9 protein-coding genes are annotated in these 18,198 nt (G+C 66.8%); 7 read left to right on the forward strand and 2 right to left on the reverse strand.

Features of this window, described 5'->3' with window-relative positions:
• Positions 1-42: 42 nt before the first annotated feature.
• Positions 43-2,304: a TonB-dependent receptor gene (locus ACTIFK_RS02455; RefSeq protein ID WP_439541450.1), complete on the reverse strand. Its 2,262-nt coding sequence runs from the start codon at positions 2,302-2,304 to the stop codon at positions 43-45.
• Between the two features lie 386 nt (positions 2,305-2,690).
• Here ACTIFK_RS02455 and ahcY point away from each other — a divergent pair, with 386 nt between their 5' ends.
• The 7 genes from ahcY to trxA all read left to right on the forward strand — a co-directional run bounded on the left by ahcY (position 2,691) and on the right by trxA (position 16,641).
• Entirely contained in the window at positions 2,691-4,088 is a 1,398-nt protein-coding gene (gene ahcY / locus ACTIFK_RS02460; protein WP_439541451.1) for an adenosylhomocysteinase, read from the forward strand.
• A 208-nt stretch (positions 4,089-4,296) separates the two neighbouring features.
• A complete protein-coding gene (locus tag ACTIFK_RS02465; protein WP_439541452.1) occupies positions 4,297-6,855 on the forward strand; it encodes an ATP-binding protein in 2,559 nt (852 codons plus the stop codon).
• The gene (tsaE, locus tag ACTIFK_RS02470; RefSeq protein ID WP_439541453.1) at positions 6,770-8,572 is read left to right on the forward strand and encodes a tRNA (adenosine(37)-N6)-threonylcarbamoyltransferase complex ATPase subunit type 1 TsaE; all 1,803 of its coding nucleotides are present in this window, start codon (positions 6,770-6,772) and stop codon (positions 8,570-8,572) included. Before ACTIFK_RS02465 ends, tsaE begins: the two co-directional genes overlap by 86 nt.
• Positions 8,569-9,294 (forward strand): nucleotidyltransferase family protein, encoded by a 726-nt coding sequence (locus ACTIFK_RS02475; protein WP_439541454.1) that lies wholly within the window; start codon positions 8,569-8,571, stop codon positions 9,292-9,294. The genes tsaE and ACTIFK_RS02475 overlap by 4 nt, the downstream gene beginning before the upstream one ends.
• A 156-nt stretch (positions 9,295-9,450) precedes the next feature.
• Positions 9,451-12,609, forward strand: a complete 3,159-nt coding sequence (gene addB, locus ACTIFK_RS02480; protein ID WP_439541455.1) for a double-strand break repair protein AddB — start codon at positions 9,451-9,453, stop codon at positions 12,607-12,609.
• A 2-nt stretch (positions 12,610-12,611) separates the two neighbouring features.
• A complete protein-coding gene (gene addA / locus ACTIFK_RS02485; protein ID WP_439541456.1) occupies positions 12,612-16,193 on the forward strand; it encodes a double-strand break repair helicase AddA in 3,582 nt (1,193 codons plus the stop codon).
• A 106-nt stretch (positions 16,194-16,299) separates the two neighbouring features.
• The gene (gene trxA / locus ACTIFK_RS02490) at positions 16,300-16,641 is read left to right on the forward strand and encodes a thioredoxin (RefSeq protein ID WP_439541457.1); all 342 of its coding nucleotides are present in this window, start codon (positions 16,300-16,302) and stop codon (positions 16,639-16,641) included.
• An 89-nt stretch (positions 16,642-16,730) separates the two neighbouring features.
• Here the strand turns inward: trxA and ACTIFK_RS02495 are convergent, their stop codons facing one another.
• Positions 16,731-18,032: a bifunctional folylpolyglutamate synthase/dihydrofolate synthase gene (locus tag ACTIFK_RS02495; protein ID WP_439541458.1), complete on the reverse strand. Its 1,302-nt coding sequence runs from the start codon at positions 18,030-18,032 to the stop codon at positions 16,731-16,733.
• Positions 18,033-18,198 lie beyond the last annotated feature (166 nt).

The following is an 18,198-nucleotide window of genomic DNA, read 5'->3' on the forward strand; positions in this document are numbered from 1 at the left end:
TGCGAAGCGCGGCATGCGCCCTCGATGTCGCGCGGCCGCCGCTCAGTTCAGCTTGACCGACCCGAACAGGCGAACGCTCGCGCCGGGCGCCAGCACGTCCTCGCGCCGCTTGAACGAGGCGTGATTCAACACCTCGTCGTCGGCCAGATTCTCGCCTTTGAGGCCGATCGTGTAGACGGGTACGAGCGTCCCGCCGACGTTGCGCGCCGACGTGTAGGCGATTTCGGCGGAGACGAGCGTGTAGCCCGGCGTCGGGATTTCCTCGAGCCCGATGCGGTCCTGATCGAAGGCGTGCAGCACGCCGACCCGCGCGGACCAGTTGGCGTCGCGGTAGTAGAGACCGCCGCCGAGACGATGCGGAGGAATGCGCGGCACGTTCTCGCCGTTCTCGAACTCGGCATTGACGAAATCGTACTGACCGTCGATGCCCCAGACACCATTCCAAATCGGCGCGACATCGTATTGAGCCGCGACTTCGGCGCCGTAGAAGCGTGCGTCGCGTTGCTGGAAGAAAACAAGATCGAACGCCTCGTGAGCGTGACCGCCGCCGCCTGCGCCGCCTCCCACTTCGCAATGGAATTCGCCGCCGGCCTCGGCTGCGCCATCGCATTCGCGGTCCGTGAGCTGGCGATAGATGAAGCCGTCGTAGCGTGTGTAATAGGCCGATGCGTCGAAGCGGAGCGCGCCCGTCGATCGCTTCAGTCCCGCCTCGATGGTGCTCGCGCGCTCCACATCCAGGAACGGATTGCCGACCTCGAAGGTGCCGGTCGCTTCGTGCATGCCTTTCGAGAACAGCTCGGCTGCATCGGGGGCGCGCTCGACATATTGCCCCGTGAGACGCGCGACGGTCTGGAAGGGAAGCGCATGGAGCAGGCCGAGGCTGGCGCTCGTCGGCGTGAAGCTGCGCTCTCCCGCAAAGGTGCTGGGCAGGAAATGATCCGGATCGCCGGGATCTTCGGTAAACGCATCCCAGCCTCTGCCATCGACCGAGGTGTGCTCGATGCGGGCCGCGGCTTGCAGCTTGATCGATTGCGTCAAGCCGAGTTCTTCAAACCAGAACGCCGCGATGCTGTCCGTCGAGACCGGCTCGAGAAGCGATTCACCTTCGAAGCTCTGGCCGCGCGTGTCGCGGCTGCCCCACTGGGCACCGATCGCGCCGCTCAGTTCGCCGAGCGCCGTGCCGACAGGAAGGTGCTGCAGCTCGACGCGCGCCTCCTGCTCCTTGTTCGTGAAGCGTGAGCCGACCTCGAAGTCCGTATCGACAGTTGGATCGTGGATGGCGAGTTCGTCGTGCGCGTAATCGGACGCGCCGAACCAGAAGCGCACCGCTTCGAGCCCGAAGTCGCGGACGCGCCACTCGCCGCGGGCCAGCACCTTCTGTTGCTCCATGTCGATGCGCGGCGCGTGGCCCTCGCGGGCCTCGTCGCCAGGAATGCCGTAGAGGCTTTCAATGTGGGCGAACGCGATGCCGATAAAGCCATCGTTCCAGACGCGTGAAACGCCAAGCGCGCCGCCCTTGCTGTCGACGAACGAGTTGAGTTCCGTGCCGCGCGGCGTTTCGTAATCCTCGGCCGTGCGCGCAAATCCGTCGGCGTGCACAACGATGCCGTTGGGCGTGCCGGCCGTGACGTTGAAGGCGCCGTCTTCGCCTTCGTCGACTGACGTCAGGCCGCCACGCACCGCGCCGCTGACGCCGCCTTTCGGCGCGAACGTCGGAATGCGCTCATTCTCCACCGCGACGACGCCGCCGATGGCTTGGGAGCCGTAACGCAGCGTGGCCGGGCCGCGCACGACCTCGACCCGGTCGGCCGCGTTGGGATCGATGGGCACGGCGTGATCTTCGGAAATGGCGGCGACGTCGTGGGTGCCAATGCCGTTTTCCTGGGTGCGGACGCGGTAACTGTCGAGACCACGGATGATGGGTCTGTTGGCGCCGGGTGCGAAAGAGGTGCTGGTGATGCCGGGCTTGTTGTCGAGCGAGTCGGTGAGAGTCGGCCCGTTGGTCGCGGCAATCTCACCCTCCGTCACGGTCGTGACCGCCACGAAGGCATGGTCGTCGAGGACAGTGCCGGGCGGGACAGCCACCTGCTCGGCTGCCGGGGCTGCGGATTGAGGTGCAGCGCCAGCCGGCTGGGCTTTCTTGGGATGAGGCTTAGACTTCACCACGGGGCTCGAGGTCGTCACTTCGACCGGCGGGAGTTCTTGCACGGCGGGTGTTTCCTGCGCGCCGCTTCCCGTTGCGGTCAGCAGAGCCATGGCGGCCGGCCCCACCGCGAGGTACGTGCGCCCGATCAACCGCCCCATTCGCGAGTATCCCCTACGCCCCAGCATCCCACACTCCGCAATTTTGGATGTTATATTATCCGTTGATAGCGGCAGGCATTGACCTTTGCAACGGCGAATTCCGGATTTTATCACAAATTGGAGGGGACAGTTGCAGGCGTGTCTCGGCTGCATCATTCGGCTTCATTGCACTGATAATACACAGCAATTCAGTTTGAGCGCATTTTGGCAGCCCCGCCGCGATGACCGCTCAACCGCGAATCAGGCTCGCAGCGGCGGCTTCAACGCTCGAGACATAAGGACTTGTTTATATCTTATTGCGGTGTGAGGGCTGCGAGGTTATACGAAGGCGGAATTTCGCACCGGTAGCCCGTCGCCGCCGGCCAACGCGCGCACATGAGGCCCAAATGACCGACTACATCGTCAAAGACATCTCGCTTGCCGACTTCGGCCGCAAGGAGATCGACCTCGCGGAAACCGAAATGCCCGGCCTGATGTCCATCCGCGCCGAGTACGGCCCGAGCCAGCCCCTCAGGGGCGCGCGCATTGCCGGCTCGCTGCACATGACCATTCAGACCGCCGTGCTGATCGAGACGCTCAAGGCGCTCGGCGCCGACGTCCGCTGGGTCTCGTGCAACATCTTCTCGACGCAGGACCACGCCGCGGCCGCCATCGCCAAGGCCGGCACGCCGGTGTTCGCATTCAAGGGCGAGACGCTGATCGAGTACTGGGACTACACCGCGAAGCTGTTCGACTGGCACGGCGGCGGCTTCCCGAACATGATCCTGGACGACGGCGGCGACGCCACCATGCTCATCCATCACGGCCTGACGGCCGAACAGGGCGACACCGCGTTCCTCGACAAACCGGGTTCCGAAGAAGAAGAAATCTTCTTCGCGCTGATCAAGCGCCTGCTCAAGGACAAGCCCAAGGGCTGGTTCGCCGAAGCCGCCAAGTCGATCCGCGGCGTCTCCGAAGAAACGACCACGGGCGTTCACCGCCTCTACAAGCTCGCCGAGCAGGGCAAGCTGCTGTTCCCCGCCATCAACGTCAACGACAGCGTCACCAAGTCGAAGTTCGACAACCTCTACGGCTGCCGTGAATCGCTGGTGGACGCGATCCGCCGCGGCACCGACGTGATGCTCGCAGGCAAGGTCGCGTTCGTCGCCGGTTTCGGCGACGTCGGCAAGGGCTCGGCCGCATCGCTGCGCCAGGCCGGCGCGCGCGTCATCGTCTCGGAGGTCGACCCGATCTGCGCGCTCCAGGCCTCGATGGAAGGCTATGAAGTCGCGACCATCGAGGATGCCTTCAGCCGCGCCGACATCTACGTCACGGCGACCGGCAACAAGGACATCATCACCGTCGAACACATGCGGCAGATGAAGGATCGCGCCATCGTCTGCAACATCGGCCACTTCGACAACGAGATCCAGGTCGCGGGCCTCAAGAACTTCAAGTGGGCCAACATCAAGCCGCAGGTGGACGAGATCGAGTTCCCGTCGGGCAACCGCATCATTCTGTTGTCGGAAGGCCGCCTCGTGAACCTCGGCAATGCGATGGGCCACCCGTCGTTCGTGATGTCGTCGTCGTTCTCGAACCAGACGCTGGCACAGATCGATCTGTGGACGAACCCTGGCAAGTACGAGAAGAAGGTCTACACGCTGCCGAAGGTTCTCGACGAGAAGGTCGCGGCGCTGCACCTCGATAAGCTCGGCGTGAAGCTGACGAAGCTTCGCCCGGATCAGGCCGATTACATCGGCGTGCCGGTCGAGGGCCCGTTCAAGCCCGAGCACTACCGCTACTAAATCGACGATCTCCTCTCCCCGTCACGACGTGGCCCTTCGGCTGCGCTGACGGGGAGAGCGGCCACTGTGCCCCGGTTGGACTGGCATCAGTCCCAGAAGCTCCCCATAATTCGACAGCGATTCGCACGGCCGACACCACACTCGGCCGATCAAGCATGCGCGCGCGTTCGTGCCGTTAATCCGACGACACCGCCGAATTCCGGGATCAATGCCTATCAAGAGCCCAACACCAGAGCGGCAGAACACGCGAGTCGAGATCGCCATGCTGGTGCTCGCGAGCCTGGCCTGCGTCGCCGTCTTGACCGCCACGCTGGCCTCTGGCCGCAGACTGATCGAAACCGGCGGTCTGCCGGGCGGCACGTGGCTGCTGGCCGCGCTCGTGGCCGCGGGCGGCGCCGGCACGATCTACCTCCTTTACGAGACCATCACGTCCATGCGCCGGCAGGCCAGCCGCGCCCAGGACGAGGCCCGGGACCTGCGCCGGCAGCTCGCCGCGGCGGAAGCCTTGATCAAGGCCGAGCCGCAGGTGCTCATGCATTGGGAACAAGGACGCGGGTTCTCGGTCGTCACCAATACCCTGAGCGGCGTGCCGGGCCTGCCGGGCAACTCCATCGAACTCGTGCGATTCAATTTCTGGCTCGACCAGAAGAGCACCGCGGCGCTGAAGTCCGCGCTCGACGGATTGCTGTCCGAAGGGCGGGCGTTCAATCTCATTCTCAAGACCGCGGCCGGCGGCCACATCGAGGCGGATGGACGGGCGGCAGGCGCGCGCGCCGTGCTGCGCTTCAAGGACGTGGCGGGCTACAAGCGCGATCTGTCGGTCATTCTCGACCAGCATATGCGGCTGGCGCGCGACGTCCGGTCGAGCCGTGCGTTGCTCAGCGCGCTGCCGCATCCAGCCTGGCTCAGCGACGCGGCCGACCGGCTGACGTGGGTCAACAGCGCGTACGTCAAGGCGGTGGACGCGGAAAGCGAAAGCGAAGTCATCGACGGCCAGATCGCGCTTCTGGAATCGCGCCAGCGCAAGGCTGTCGCGCGCGTGTTGAAGTCCGGCCAGACCTACAACGACCGTATTTCGCTCGTCATCGGCTCCGAGCGCAAGGTGCACGCGGTGACCGTGCTGCCGCTCGGCGACGCCACGGCGGGTGCGGCGATCGACGTTGCCGATATCGAAACCGCGAAGGGCGAACTGGACCGCCAGGTCGCGGCCTACGACCGGACGCTCGATCGCGTGGCGACGGCGGTTGCGATCTTCAGCTCCGAGCAAAAGCTCACGTTCTTCAATGCGGCCTATTTGAAGCTCTGGAAGCTCGATGCGGATTGGCTTGCGACCTCGCCCGGCGACGGCGCGGTGCTGGATCGCCTGCGCGAACTCGGGCGGCTGCCGGAAGTCGTGAACTACCGCGAATGGAAGGCGCGCCTTCTCAAGGGCTACAAGGAAGAGAGCGAGCAGGAGGACTGGTGGCACTTGCCGGACGGGCGCGTCGTGCACGTGATGGCTGCGCAGCGGCCGGACGGCGGCGTGACCTACCTCTACAAAGACGAGACCGAGCGTCTTGCACTGGAGAGCGATTACAACGCCCTTATCAACGTGCAGCGCGAGACACTCGACAGCCTCAAGGAAGGCGTTGCGGTGTTCGGGACCGACGGTCGGCTCAAGCTGCATAATTCGTCGTTCGCCGCGATCTGGAAGTTGTCGCCGAAGAAGCTGGACGAGGACAGCCCGCATATCGACGAGTTCATCCGCATCACGCAGGCGCTGCATGGCGGGGAAAGCACGTGGCTGGAAATCAGCAGCGCCGTGACCTCCTTCGAGGATCGCGAGCCGCTCGAAGGCCAGATGCTGCGGCCTGACCAGAGCGTGATCGACTACGCGGCGACGCCGCTTCCGGACGGCGGCACGCTTTTGACGTTCGTCGACGTGACCGACTCCAAGCGCTATGAGCGCGCGTTGATCGAACGCAACGAAGCCCTCGTCACCGCCGACAACCTCAAGAACCAGTTCATCAGCCACATTTCCTACGAACTGCGCACGCCGCTGACGAACATCATCGGCTTCAGCGAACTGCTGGCCAATCCGATCTTCGGCGCGCTGACGGTGCGACAAAAGGAATATCTGGAAGACATCTCGTTTTCCTCCAAGACGCTGCTCGCCATCATCGACGACATCCTGGATCTCGCCACCATCGATGCGGGCGGCTTGGAGCTGACGCTCGAGACGGTGGACGTGCGAGCGATCATCGATCAGGCGATCGTCAGCGTGCGCGAGCGGGCGGCGCATGCGCGCCTCACGCTCGATATCGCCATCGCGGACGATGCGACGACGTTCATCGCCGACACTCAGCGGGTGCGGCAGGTGCTGCAGAATCTGCTCTCGAACGCGGTCGGCTTCTCGAAGCCCGAGGGCGTCGTGCACCTCTCGTGCTGGCGGGAAGACGGCGAAATGGTGTTCCTGGTCGAGGATGAGGGCGTCGGCATCCCGAAAGACCAGCAGGAGCGCATTTTCGAGCGCTTCGAAAGCCGGAGCCAGGGATCCAAGCATCGCGGGGCAGGACTTGGCCTTTCCATTGTCAAGAGCCTCGTAGACCTGCACGGGGGCGACACGGTGCTCGACAGCGAGCCTGGAAGAGGGACCAAGGTCACGGTACGCTTCCCGGAACGCGGCTTGGAAGAGAACGTGAATGTCCCCACCAGCACTGGACCCGATGCAATCGCCGGACGACCTGAAGCAGGGCGCCCCGACGCAGGACGTGTGGCACGTCAGTGACGCCTCGGAAGAGGACGCCGGGCGGCTTGCCCAGCGTATTGCGCTCAAGCTCGCGCCAGGCGACGTGGTGGCGCTCCACGGCGATCTCGGTGCGGGCAAGACGACCTTCGCGCGGGCGTTGATCCGGGCACTGCTGGGCGATGCGACCGCCGAAATCCCGAGCCCGACGTTTTCGCTGGTGCAAAGCTATGCGGCGCCGCGCTTCGAGGTCGCCCATCTCGATCTCTATCGCCTCGCGGGCGAAGACGAACTGGACGAACTCGGGCTCGACGAAATCCTTACCCACGGCGCGGCGATCATCGAATGGCCGGAACGTGCGCCGCATCTGCGTGCGTCGGCCCGCCTCGATATCTTCCTCGCGCAAGGGACCGAGCCGGACCAGCGCACGATCCGTTTTTCGGCTGACACGACGTGGAGCAAACGGCTCGGCCGGCTCGCGCAGATGTCGCGATTCCTCGACCGGCATTCGCCCTGGGGCGAGGCCACGGCCAGCTACCTGCAGGGTGACGCGTCGGCACGCGCGTATGCACGGCTCGGGATCGCAAACTCAGCCTCTTCCCCTCCCTCCTCTCGCCAAAGGCGAGTCTTCGACTCGACGTTGGGGAGGCCGGGAGGGGGGGAACCACAGCGGCCTGCGTTTGGGATTCCCCCCACCCCTAACCCCTCCCCACAAGGGGGAGGGGAAGACTCGCCTCCGGCGAGCTGGGGAGGGGAAGTGGTGTCCCGCCGCACCGCCATCCTGATGGATCAGCCGCGTCAGCCGGACGGCCCGCCGATCCGCGATGGACAGCCGTACAGCCGCATCGCCGGACTGGCGGAGGATGTGCGCCCGTTCGTCGCCGTCGCGTCGGCCTTGCGCGGCTGCAATCTCAGTGCGCCCGAGATCTTCGCCGCCGATCTCGACGACGGATTCCTGGTGCTCGAAGACTTCGGCGATCGCGTGTATGGCGCCGAACTGGCTGCGGGCTCCTCTCAAGAAGAGCTGTGGCGGGCGGCGACAGAAACGCTGCTGGTGCTCAGCACGATCCCGGTGCCGGACGAGATTCCTCTCGCCGGCGGCGATATCCATCGCGTTCCGGCGCAGGACCGGGAGGTGCTCAGCATCGAAGTCGACCTCTTGCCCGAGTGGTACTGGCCGGCCGTGCACGGCGCGCCGATCCCCGCCGATGCGCGCGCGGCGTTCGCCACGGCGTGGGACGATATCTTCACGCGGCTCGATGCCGAGCCCAAGGGCTGGGTGCTGCGTGATTTTCATTCCCCCAACCTCGTCTGGCTGCCGGAGCGCGAGGGCTACCAGCGGGCGGGGCTGCTGGACTTCCAGGACGCACTCAAGGGATCGCTCGCCTACGACCTCGTTTCGCTGCTGCAGGATGCGCGCCTCGACGTGCCGGAAAAGCTCGAGAACAAGCTGCTCGCCTACTACCTCCGTATGCGCGGCGCGGTGGAGCCGGGCTTCGAAGCAGACCGGTTCCAGTTCGCCTATGCGGCCCTCGGAGTTCAGCGCAACACCAAGATCCTCGGGATATTCGCGCGTCTCGCAGCCCGCGACGGGAAGCACGCGTATTTGCGTCACATCCCTCGCATATGGGGCTATCTGGCGCGCGGGCTCGCCCATCCCGAGCTTGCCGCGCTCTCCCGCTGGTTCGATGCGCATTTTCCGCAGCCGGTCCGCGAGGAGCCTCCCAACATCCCCACTTCCAAGAGTTCACCTGCATGACCCTACCTGTGACGACGGCCATGGTGCTCGCGGCCGGATTCGGCAAACGCATGCGCCCGCTGACCGACACGATGCCGAAGCCGCTGGTGCCGCTCAAGGGCAAGCCGCTCATCGATCATGTCCTCGACCGGCTGTCCGGCGGCGGCATCACACGCGCGGTCGTCAACGTGCACTATCTGCCGGACATGATCGAAGCGCATCTCGCCGGGCGGACGCGACCTTCGATTGTGATTTCCGACGAGCGTGACGCCATCCTCGACACGGGCGGCGGCGTGGTACGCGCGCTGCCTCTGCTGGGGGATGCGCCGTTCGTGATCCACAATTCCGATTCGGTCTGGATCGAGGGCGTCAGCTCGAACATCGAACGGCTGATCACGGAATTCGATCCCCAGCGCATGGACAGTCTCATGCTGCTGGCATCCGGCGCGACGAGCATGGGCTATGACGGCCACGGCGATTTCAGGATGGAGCCGGACGGCCTGCTGGCGCGGCCGGGCGAGCGGCGTGAGCAGCCGTTCGTGTTTACGGGGGTCTCGATTGCGCACCCGCGCCTGTTCGACGACGCGCCGCAGGGGCCATTCTCGCTCAACCTGCTGTGGGACCGGGCCATTGCGCGCGGCCGCCTTTTCGGCCTCCGGCTCGACGGCTCCTGGATGCATGTCGGCACCCCGCAGTCGGTCCACGACGCGGAACAGTGGATAGACCGGTCCGCCGCCGTCTAAGCGCTCCATTTGCGGGCTATACGGGAGGCTTACTCGCGTTTTCCCGCGTTGGCGATGCACGCCCTGGGCTTCTGAGACGGCTGCGCATGCGCAAGCCTTTCGGATGGCTGTTCAATTGCGGCTCACTCGGCCGCTTTCCCGGAGCAACGCACGCCCATGACGCCGCCGGTCCGCGCCAACATCTCCACCGTGGAAGCCGGGCGTCCGTTTCTGGATAGCCTCGCCTCCGCGCTGCTGGACGGCCGCCTGCCCGCCGACGGGGGCCCTGCGCCGACGCCGCTTCAACTCGCACGCGTGACGCTCTACCTGCCGACGCGGCGCGCCACGCGCGCGCTCCAGGATGCGTTTCTGCGCGCCGCGGGCGGGCGGGCGCTGCTGCTGCCGAAGATCGTGCCGATCTCGGAGGGCGAAGAGGATCTGTCGCTCATCGCCAGCGCGGCGCGCGCGGATATGCCGGCCGCCGGTCTCGCCATCGCGCCCGCCATCGGAGAACTCGACCGCCGCCTCGTTCTCACCAGCCTGATCCGCCGCTGGACGGAGGCGATGCACAGCGCGCGCGGGGCCGACGCCGACGCCCAGCCATTCGCGGGCGCGGGCGCCAGCACGCCGGCCCAGGCCGCCGTGCTCGCCAAGGAACTCGCGAATCTGATGGACATGATCGAGACCGAAAACGTCTCGCTCGACGGTCTCGCCAAACTCGTGCCGGAGACGTTTTCCGAGCACTGGCAGAAGACGCTGACGTTCCTGGAGATCGTCACGGCGTACTGGCCCGCGCATCTCGCCGAGCAGAATTTGATCTCGCCAGCCGAGCGGCGCAACGCCGTGATCCGCGCGGAAGCGGAGCGGCTGACGCTTTCACCTCCGATCGCACCGGTAATCATAGCCGGCGTCACGGGTTCGATCCCGGCGACGGTGGAGCTGATGCGTGCGGTCGCTCGTCTTCCAAACGGGGCCATCGTGCTGCCGGCTCTCGACACGGAACTGGACGACGCGAGCTGGGACGCCATTGGCTCGAGCGGCTCCAAGGATCGTCATCCCGAGCATCCGCAGTTCGGCCTCAAGACGTTGCTCGACGCGCTCGGGTGCGCCCGCTCGGAGGTCACCTCACTCGGCGGTCGTCCGTCGCCGCAGGTTCGTGCGCGCAACCGGCTGGTCGCGGAGACGATGCGTCCGGCGGGAACGACGGAGCGTTGGGAGACCTTTGCGGCGGCGGCGCGGGACAATCCAGTTGCAAGCGCGCCCTTGGGGTTGAGTCTCATCGAAGCGCCAACGGCGCAGGACGAAGCGGAGGCAATCGCGCTCATCCTGCGCGAGGCAGCGGAGACGCCGGGACGCACGGCCGCGCTCGTGTCGCCGGACCGGCTGCTGGCGCGGCGCGTCGCCATTCGTCTCGAAGCCTGGGGGATCAAGGTTGACGACTCGGCCGGGCGGCCGCTCATCAAGACGCCGCCAGGCGCGTTCCTGGATCTCGTCATCAACGCGGTCTCGTCGCGATTTGCGCCGGCCGACGTTGTGGCCCTGCTCAAGCATCCGCTGACACGCCTCGGGCTCGATCCGTTCGCGGCGCGGCGTGCGGCGCGCGCGCTCGAGCTGACGACGTTTCGCGCGCCTTACCTCGGAGACGGCCTGGATGGCGTCGAGGCCGCATTCGAGAAAGCCGCTGGCGCGCAGGCGCGTCGCGAGCGAGCGCACACCGCAGTCAAGCGCTTGTGGACCGAGGACTGGCAAGGCGCGCGAGACCTGCTCGCGCGGTTGAGGATTGCGTTTGCGCCGCTGGTCGCGCTGTACGGCGATCCCGCATCCACCACGCTCCGTGATTTGGCGCGCGCACACACGACGGTGGCCGAAGCGGTTGCGCGATTGCCGGAAGATTGGGACGCGGCCGAAGACGACAGCCCGCTGTGGCGCGACGAAGCCGGCGTCACCGCGGCGCGCTTTCTCGCCAGCCTCATCGACGAGCAGTTGCCGGACGTCGCTCTCAAGCCGGCCGATTACGCCGACCTCTATCGCAGCCTCGCGTCCACCGAAACCGTTCGGCCGCGTGGGCCTGTGCATCCGCGCTTGTTCATCTGGGGTCCGTTCGAAGCGCGCCTGCAGCAGACCGACGTCGTCATTCTGGGTTCTCTCAATGACGGCACGTGGCCGAAGTCATCGGATCCGGGGCCGTGGCTCAACCGGCCGATGCGCGATGCGCTTGGGCTGCCGTCGCCCGAGGAAAAGATCGGGCAATCGGCGCACGATTTCGCGACGCTGCTGGCCGCACCCGAGGTGATCCTGACGCGCGCCGAGAAGAAAGATGGCGTGCCGACGGTGCCGTCGCGCTGGCTCTTACGTCTCAAGGCGCTGCTCGATGGGATGGGACAAGCGTCCGCGCTCGAGCCGCGTCTGCCGTGGCTCGCCTGGGCGCGCCGGCGCGATGTGGTTCCTCCTATGCCGCGTCTCGCCGTCCCTGAACCGCGGCCTGCCGTTTTCCAGCGCCCCCGCAAGCTTTCTGTCTCGCGCGTCGAAACGTGGATTGGCAATCCCTACGCCATTTTCGCGCGTGAGGTGCTGGGCCTCGAACCGCTCGATCCGCTCGGCCAGCAACCGGGACCGGCTTTGCGCGGCAGCATCATCCACGATGCGCTGTCGGAATTCGCGAAGGCCTATCCGGCTGCGCTTCCCGGCGATATCGAAGGCGAGCTGGTGCGGTTCGCGCGCGCCTCTCTCGACTCCTACGCCGCGCATCCGCGCATCGCCGCGTTCTGGATCCCCCGCTTCGAGCGCTTTGCCGCGTGGTTCGCCGCGACCGAGCCGCGGCGGCGCGCGAACACCAGCGAGGTGAAAGCCGAGGTCTCGGGCGCCATGGTGTTTGCCGCGCCGGCGGGGCCATTCACGCTCACGGCGCGCGCCGACCGGATCGACATATCCGACGTTGCGCTCGTCATCTCCGACTACAAGACCGGCTCGCCTCCGCCTGACGCAAAGGTTCTGGGCGGGATCGCGCCTCAGCTCCCGCTCGAAGCCGCGATCGCGCTCGACCGCGACCTCGGGTTCGAGAAGATCGCCAAACGTCCGGTGGCGACGTTGCGCTACATCCGCGCTTCGGGCGGTGAGCCGCCGGGCGACGAGCGGGATGTGAGAAGCCCCGACGTGGCGGCGCTCGCGGCCGAGACACTGGACGGGCTCCAGCGCCTCGTGGCGCGCTTCGACGACGTGCGCACGCCGTACCGGCCGTTGCGGCGGGCGCGTTTCGGGTACGACTACGACGATTATGCGCATCTTGCGCGGGTGGCGGAGTGGTCGTCCGGCGCATCGCTCAGCGAGGAGGCTTGAGCATGTCGGACCGCATGGCATCTCTGCAATCGGAACTCGACCGCACGACGCGACGGCAGGCCGATGCCGCGGATCCGGCCGCGTCGGTGTGGGTGAGCGCCAACGCGGGCACGGGCAAAACGCACGTTCTGACGATGCGTGTATTGCGTCTGCTGCTGGCCAATACGCCGCCGCAGCGCATCCTCTGCCTCACGTATACGAAGGCGGCCGCCGCTGAAATGTCGAAGCGCGTGTTCGACAGTCTCGCGCGGTGGGTGATGCTGCCCGATGCCGAGCTTGGCCGCGTGCTGCGCGATTTCCTCGGCCGGGCGGCCCGCGCGGACGAGATGGCGCTGGCGCGGACCTTATTCACGCGCGCCACCGAAACGCCGGGCGGCCTCGCCGTCCAAACGATCCACGCGTTTGCGGAACGCCTGTTGCAGCGCTTCCCGCTCGAAGCGGGCGTGACGCCGGGCTTCAGTATTCTCGACGACGACACGGCGCGCAAGCTGATGCGGGAGGCGACCGATCACGTCATCGGTGACGCGGCGCGCGCGCGCTCCAGTGTGCTCGGGCGCGCGCTCGAAACGGCCATCGCCTACGCCGCCGACGACCGGTTCGACGATGTCCTCGCCGATGCCTTGCGGGAGCGCGACTGGCTCGAAGCGGCGCTGCGGCTGCCGGCGGCGGAACCCGGCGGGGCTGATGGCCTCGACGCCGTGGACACGCTCTACCGGCGCCATTTCGACGTACGGCCCGGCATTACGCGCGCCGCCATCGAAGCGGAAACGGCATCCGTCATGTCTCCGCGCGATCTCGACCATGTCCGCAATGTCCTCGCGGGCGGTGGCAAGACCGATCTGGGCATGGCGGCCAAGGTTGCCGATGCGTTGGCTGCGACGACCGACCGCGAGCGGGCCACGGCGCTGGCGGGCTTGTTCCTCAAGAGCGACGGGGAGCCGCGCGAGAAGTTTCTGACCAACGGCCTCAAGGCGAGCAACCCAGAGGCCGACGCGATGCTGTCGCGCGCGCAGTCACGGTTCCTCTCCTTGTGGGCCGAGCAGCAGGGCGCGGCGGTCGTCGAGGCGACGATGGCGCTGATGCGGCTCGCCGATGCCGTCCAGCAGCGCTACACGGAGGCGAAGGTGCGCCGCGCGGCGCTCGACTTCGACGATCTCATCGCCCGCACGAAGGGCCTTCTCTCGACGCGCGAGCAGGCTGCGTGGGTGCTCTACAAGCTCGACAACGGCCTCGATCACATCCTCGTCGACGAGAGCCAGGATACCAGCCCCTCGCAATGGCGCGTCGTCGAGGCGATGGCCACCGAGTTTTTCTCAGGCGACAGTGCGCGCGAGGACCTCGTGCGCACGCTGTTCGCAGTGGGAGACGAGAAGCAGTCGATTTATTCGTTCCAGGGCGCGGCCCCGGAAATGTTTTCGCGCATGGGCGATAGGTTCGAGGCGCTGGCGGCGAGCGCGGGCCAGCCGTGGCGGCGCATTCCGCTGACGCTGTCGTTCCGCACCGTGGCGCCGGTGCTCGAAGCCGTCGACAGCGTGTTCGCCGATCCGCTCCGCACGACCGGCATCGCGCCCGCGCCGCACATCGCCAAGCGCCTCGGCCACGCGGGGCTGGTCGAGATCTGGCCCGTCGAGCCCCCAGCGGACGTGGCGACCGTCGATGCCTGGTCGCCGCTCGACGAGCTCTCGGCAGACGCGCCCGACGTGCGCCTCGCCAACCGGATCGCGGACACGATCAAGGGCTGGCTCGATACGAGTGAAAACCTCGAATCCGCCGGGCGGCCGATCGAGCCGGGTGACGTTCTGATCCTCGTGCGCAAGCGCCAGCCCTTCGCGACGCCGATGGTGCAGGCGCTCAAGGCGCGCGGCATTCCAGTTGCGGGTGCTGACCGCATGCGGCTCACAGAGCAGATCGCAGTTCAGGATTTGCTGTCGCTCGGCGATTTCCTGACGCTGCCGGAAGACGATCTTGCGCTCGCCGAAGTCTTGAAAAGCCCGATCTTCGGTCTCGACGACGCCGATCTCACCACGCTCGCGTTCGACCGCGCCGATCCAACGCAACGGCGCAAGCGGACGCTCTGGAAGGCGCTCTTGGAAGCGGGTGAGCAGGATCTCGCGTTCGTCGAAGCGGCGAGTACGCTCAAGCGCTGGCGCAAGGCCGCCGACTTCCGACCGCCGTTCGAGTTCTTTGCCGACATCCTCGATCGCGACCGGGTGCGCGCCAAGCTCATTGGGCGTCTCGGCCCGGATGCCGCCGATCCGCTGGACGAATTTCTCAACCTCGCGCTGACGTACGATGACGGCGCGCCGCCTTCGCTGGCTGGCTTCCTGGCCTTCATGCGCGACGGCACGCGCGACATCAAACGCGACATGGAGCACGGCCGCAACGAGGTGCGCGTGATGACCGTGCACGGCGCCAAGGGCCTCGAAGCGCCGATCGTGTTCCTGCCCGATACGTGCAGCGCGGGCTCGGCGGCGAGCCAGGGCGGGCGGCCGATCCGGCTCGACATGACGCGCCCCGCCGGCATGCCACCGCCGTTCGTGTGGCCAGTTAAAGGCACGGGCGACCTGGCGCAGATTCGCGACGCGCGCGACAGCCTGCGCCTTCGCGAGCGCGAAGAACGCGACCGGCTGCTCTACGTCGCGATGACGCGCGCGCGCGACCGGCTTTACATCTCGGGCTTCGCAGGCCGTCGCGGACCGGAGCCCGGATGCTGGTATGAACTTGCGCGCATGGGCCTCGACGGCACGCTCGAACGCACGCGGGACAGCCAGGGGCGCGAGGTGTTGCGACGCGCCTCGCCGCAGCTCATGGCCGCCGAGCCGCCGAAGGGTGCGTTGGCCGCCGTGCGTCAGGCCGCGGATCTGCCGCCGTGGGCCGTAGCGCCGGTGCCGCGCGAGGCGCAGCTCACCGTGCCGCTGGCACCGTCCCGGCTTGCGCCCTACGACACCGATGACGAAGGCGAACCGCTCGCCACGCCGCCGCCGAAAGATCGCCAAGCGGAGCCGGCGGCCTTCAGCCCGCGCGGGGCTGAGCAGAACCGGTTCCTGCGCGGCACGCTGACCCACGCGTTGCTGGAGCATCTGCCGGCGATTTCGCGCGACGCGTGGCCAAGGGCGGCGGACGCCTATCTCACCGCACACGGCCTAGGCGTTTCGCCCGCCACGCGTGCTAGCATCGCGGCACAGACCCTCGCCGTGCTGTCCGACCCTGCGTTCGCCGAGGTGTTCGGCGCGGACAGCCAGGCCGAGGTTCCGATCGTCGCCATCATCCCGCGCCCGGATGGCGTTGCAGGCCCGCCGCTCAGGATCACCGGCCAGATCGACCGGCTGGCGGTGCGCGACACGTCGGTGCTGATCGTCGACTACAAGACCAACGCGGCCGCGCCGCGCACGGTCGAGGGCGTTTCGCAGGCCTACCTTTATCAGCTGGCTGCCTATCGGCTGGCCGTGCGCGAAATCGCGCCCGGCCGCGAAATCAGGGCTGCCCTGCTCTGGACGCAGGGGCCTCATCTCATGGAAATTCCAGCAGAAATCCTGGATCAGGCCACCAAAGACCTCTGGCGGCCGGACACGCTGCCGTCTTGACGCCCGAGGGGGGCATTCTTACGTTCACGGTCCGCAGGCCCGATCCTACTTTCGGGCCGCAGGCCCGGCCACCCCCGCGCCCGCCGTGCCGCAACAGGAGACACCCATGACTGCACTCGTATCCGATCAAACGTTCGACGCAGAAGTCCTGAAGTCGAGCGAGCCCGTTCTGGTGGATTTCTTTGCCGAGTGGTGCGGTCCCTGTAAGGCGATGGCGCCCGCTCTCGAGCAGGTCGCAGCCGAACAAAAGGGCAAGGTGAAGGTCGTCAAGATCGACGTCGACCAGAGCCCCGCCGTGACGACCAAGTACGGCATTCGCGCCATGCCGACGCTTCTGCTGTTCAAGAACGGCGAAGTGGCCGGCCAGCATGTCGGCGCGCTCGTACAGAAGCGCAAGCTCGAAGAGTGGCTCGGCCAGCAGATCGGCGAGAACCTCGTCAAGGCATAAGCCGCGACCATCGTTTGCGGAAATTCAAGTGATTGCTGAAATTCAAAGGGCCTTTCGCGAGGCCCTTTTTTATGGCGAGAGATCGCCGCTCAATTGGCCTGGGGCTCGACGCCTTCCTGCAGGGCCAGGACGTGGCCGGCGAGGTAGAGCGATCCCGTGACGAGGATACGCTTCGGGCCCGGATGCAACACGTCGATGCGCCGGAGCGCAGCCTCGACGGACGGAGCCGCCTCCGCGCTCAGCGAAACCGACTGCGCCGCCTCCGCGACCGCGTCGGGCGAGAACGGGGCTTCATGGGCGCCGGGAATGGGCACGCCGATCACATGGCGGGCGAGGCCGCGGAACGCGCCGAGGAAGCCGGCGGCATCCTTGAGCCCCAGCATGCCGACGACGAGATAGAGCGGCTTCGGAGCGCGTTCCTCAAGATCGGCAAGAGACTGGGCGAGGAACTGCCCGGCGGCCGGGTTGTGTCCGCCGTCGAGCCACAGCTCGGCGCCCGGATGCAGCAGCGACGGCAGCGGGCCGCTGTCGATCCGCTGCAAGCGCGCGGGCCAGCGCACCGTTTCCAGGCCGTGCTCGATGGCCTGCTCGTCGACGGCGACTTCCGCAAACTCGAGCGCGGCGGCGACGGCCGTTCCGGCGTTGATGATCTGGTGGCGGCCGATGAGCGCGGGCAACGGCAGATCGAGAAGCTGATCCGATTTCTGGACGATGAGGCGGCCGCGCTGCTCGTAGGCGTCATAGTCCTGGCCCCAAACGATGAGGTTCGCGCCGACGCGCCGGGCTTCGCGCACGATGACCTCGTGCACGACGTCATCCTGTTGCGACACGATGCACGGCACGCCGCGCTTCAGGATGCCGGCTTTTTCTCCAGCGATCGCCTCGATCGTGTTGCCGAGCTTGTCGGCATGATCGAGCGAGATGGGCGTGAGGATGGTCAGTGCCGGGCGATCGATGACATTCGTCGCATCGAGGCGTCCGCCCAGTCCGACCTCGAGCAGCACGACATCGGCGGGGTGCTCGGCGAAGGCCAGGAAGGCGGCGGCGGTCGTGATCTCGAATTGCGTGATGTCGTCGCCGCTGTTGACAGCCAAGGTGCGCGACAGGACATCCACGAGATCCGCTTCCGCGATGGGGCGCGTGATGCCCTCGGATACGGCCAGCTCGATGCGCTCATGGAAGCGCACGAGATGCGGCGATGTGTAGACGTGCACGCGCTTGCCGGCGGCCGTCAGCATCGCCTTCAGGTATGCGGTGACGGAACCCTTGCCGTTGGTGCCGGCGATATGGATCACGGGCGGGAGCTTGGTGTGCGGATCGCCGAGCTTGGCCAGAAGCCGCTCGACGCGACCCAGGGACAAATCGATGAGCTTCGGATGCAGAAGCTTCATGTCCGCGAGGAGCTGGTCGCTGGTCAGAATGTTAAGCCCCTCCTCTGCGCCTCGTCATCTTCAGCGACAATCCGCGAGACGAAGGCCAAGGTCGACAGAAATCGCTGTGACGGGATGCTGTGCCGTCCGCCCGAGTCCACGTCCGCCCAGGTGCATGGCGCGCACG

It is taken from the genome of Hyphomicrobium sp., from assembly GCF_051860585.1.
GTDB lineage: Bacteria > Pseudomonadota > Alphaproteobacteria > Rhizobiales > Hyphomicrobiaceae > Hyphomicrobium_C.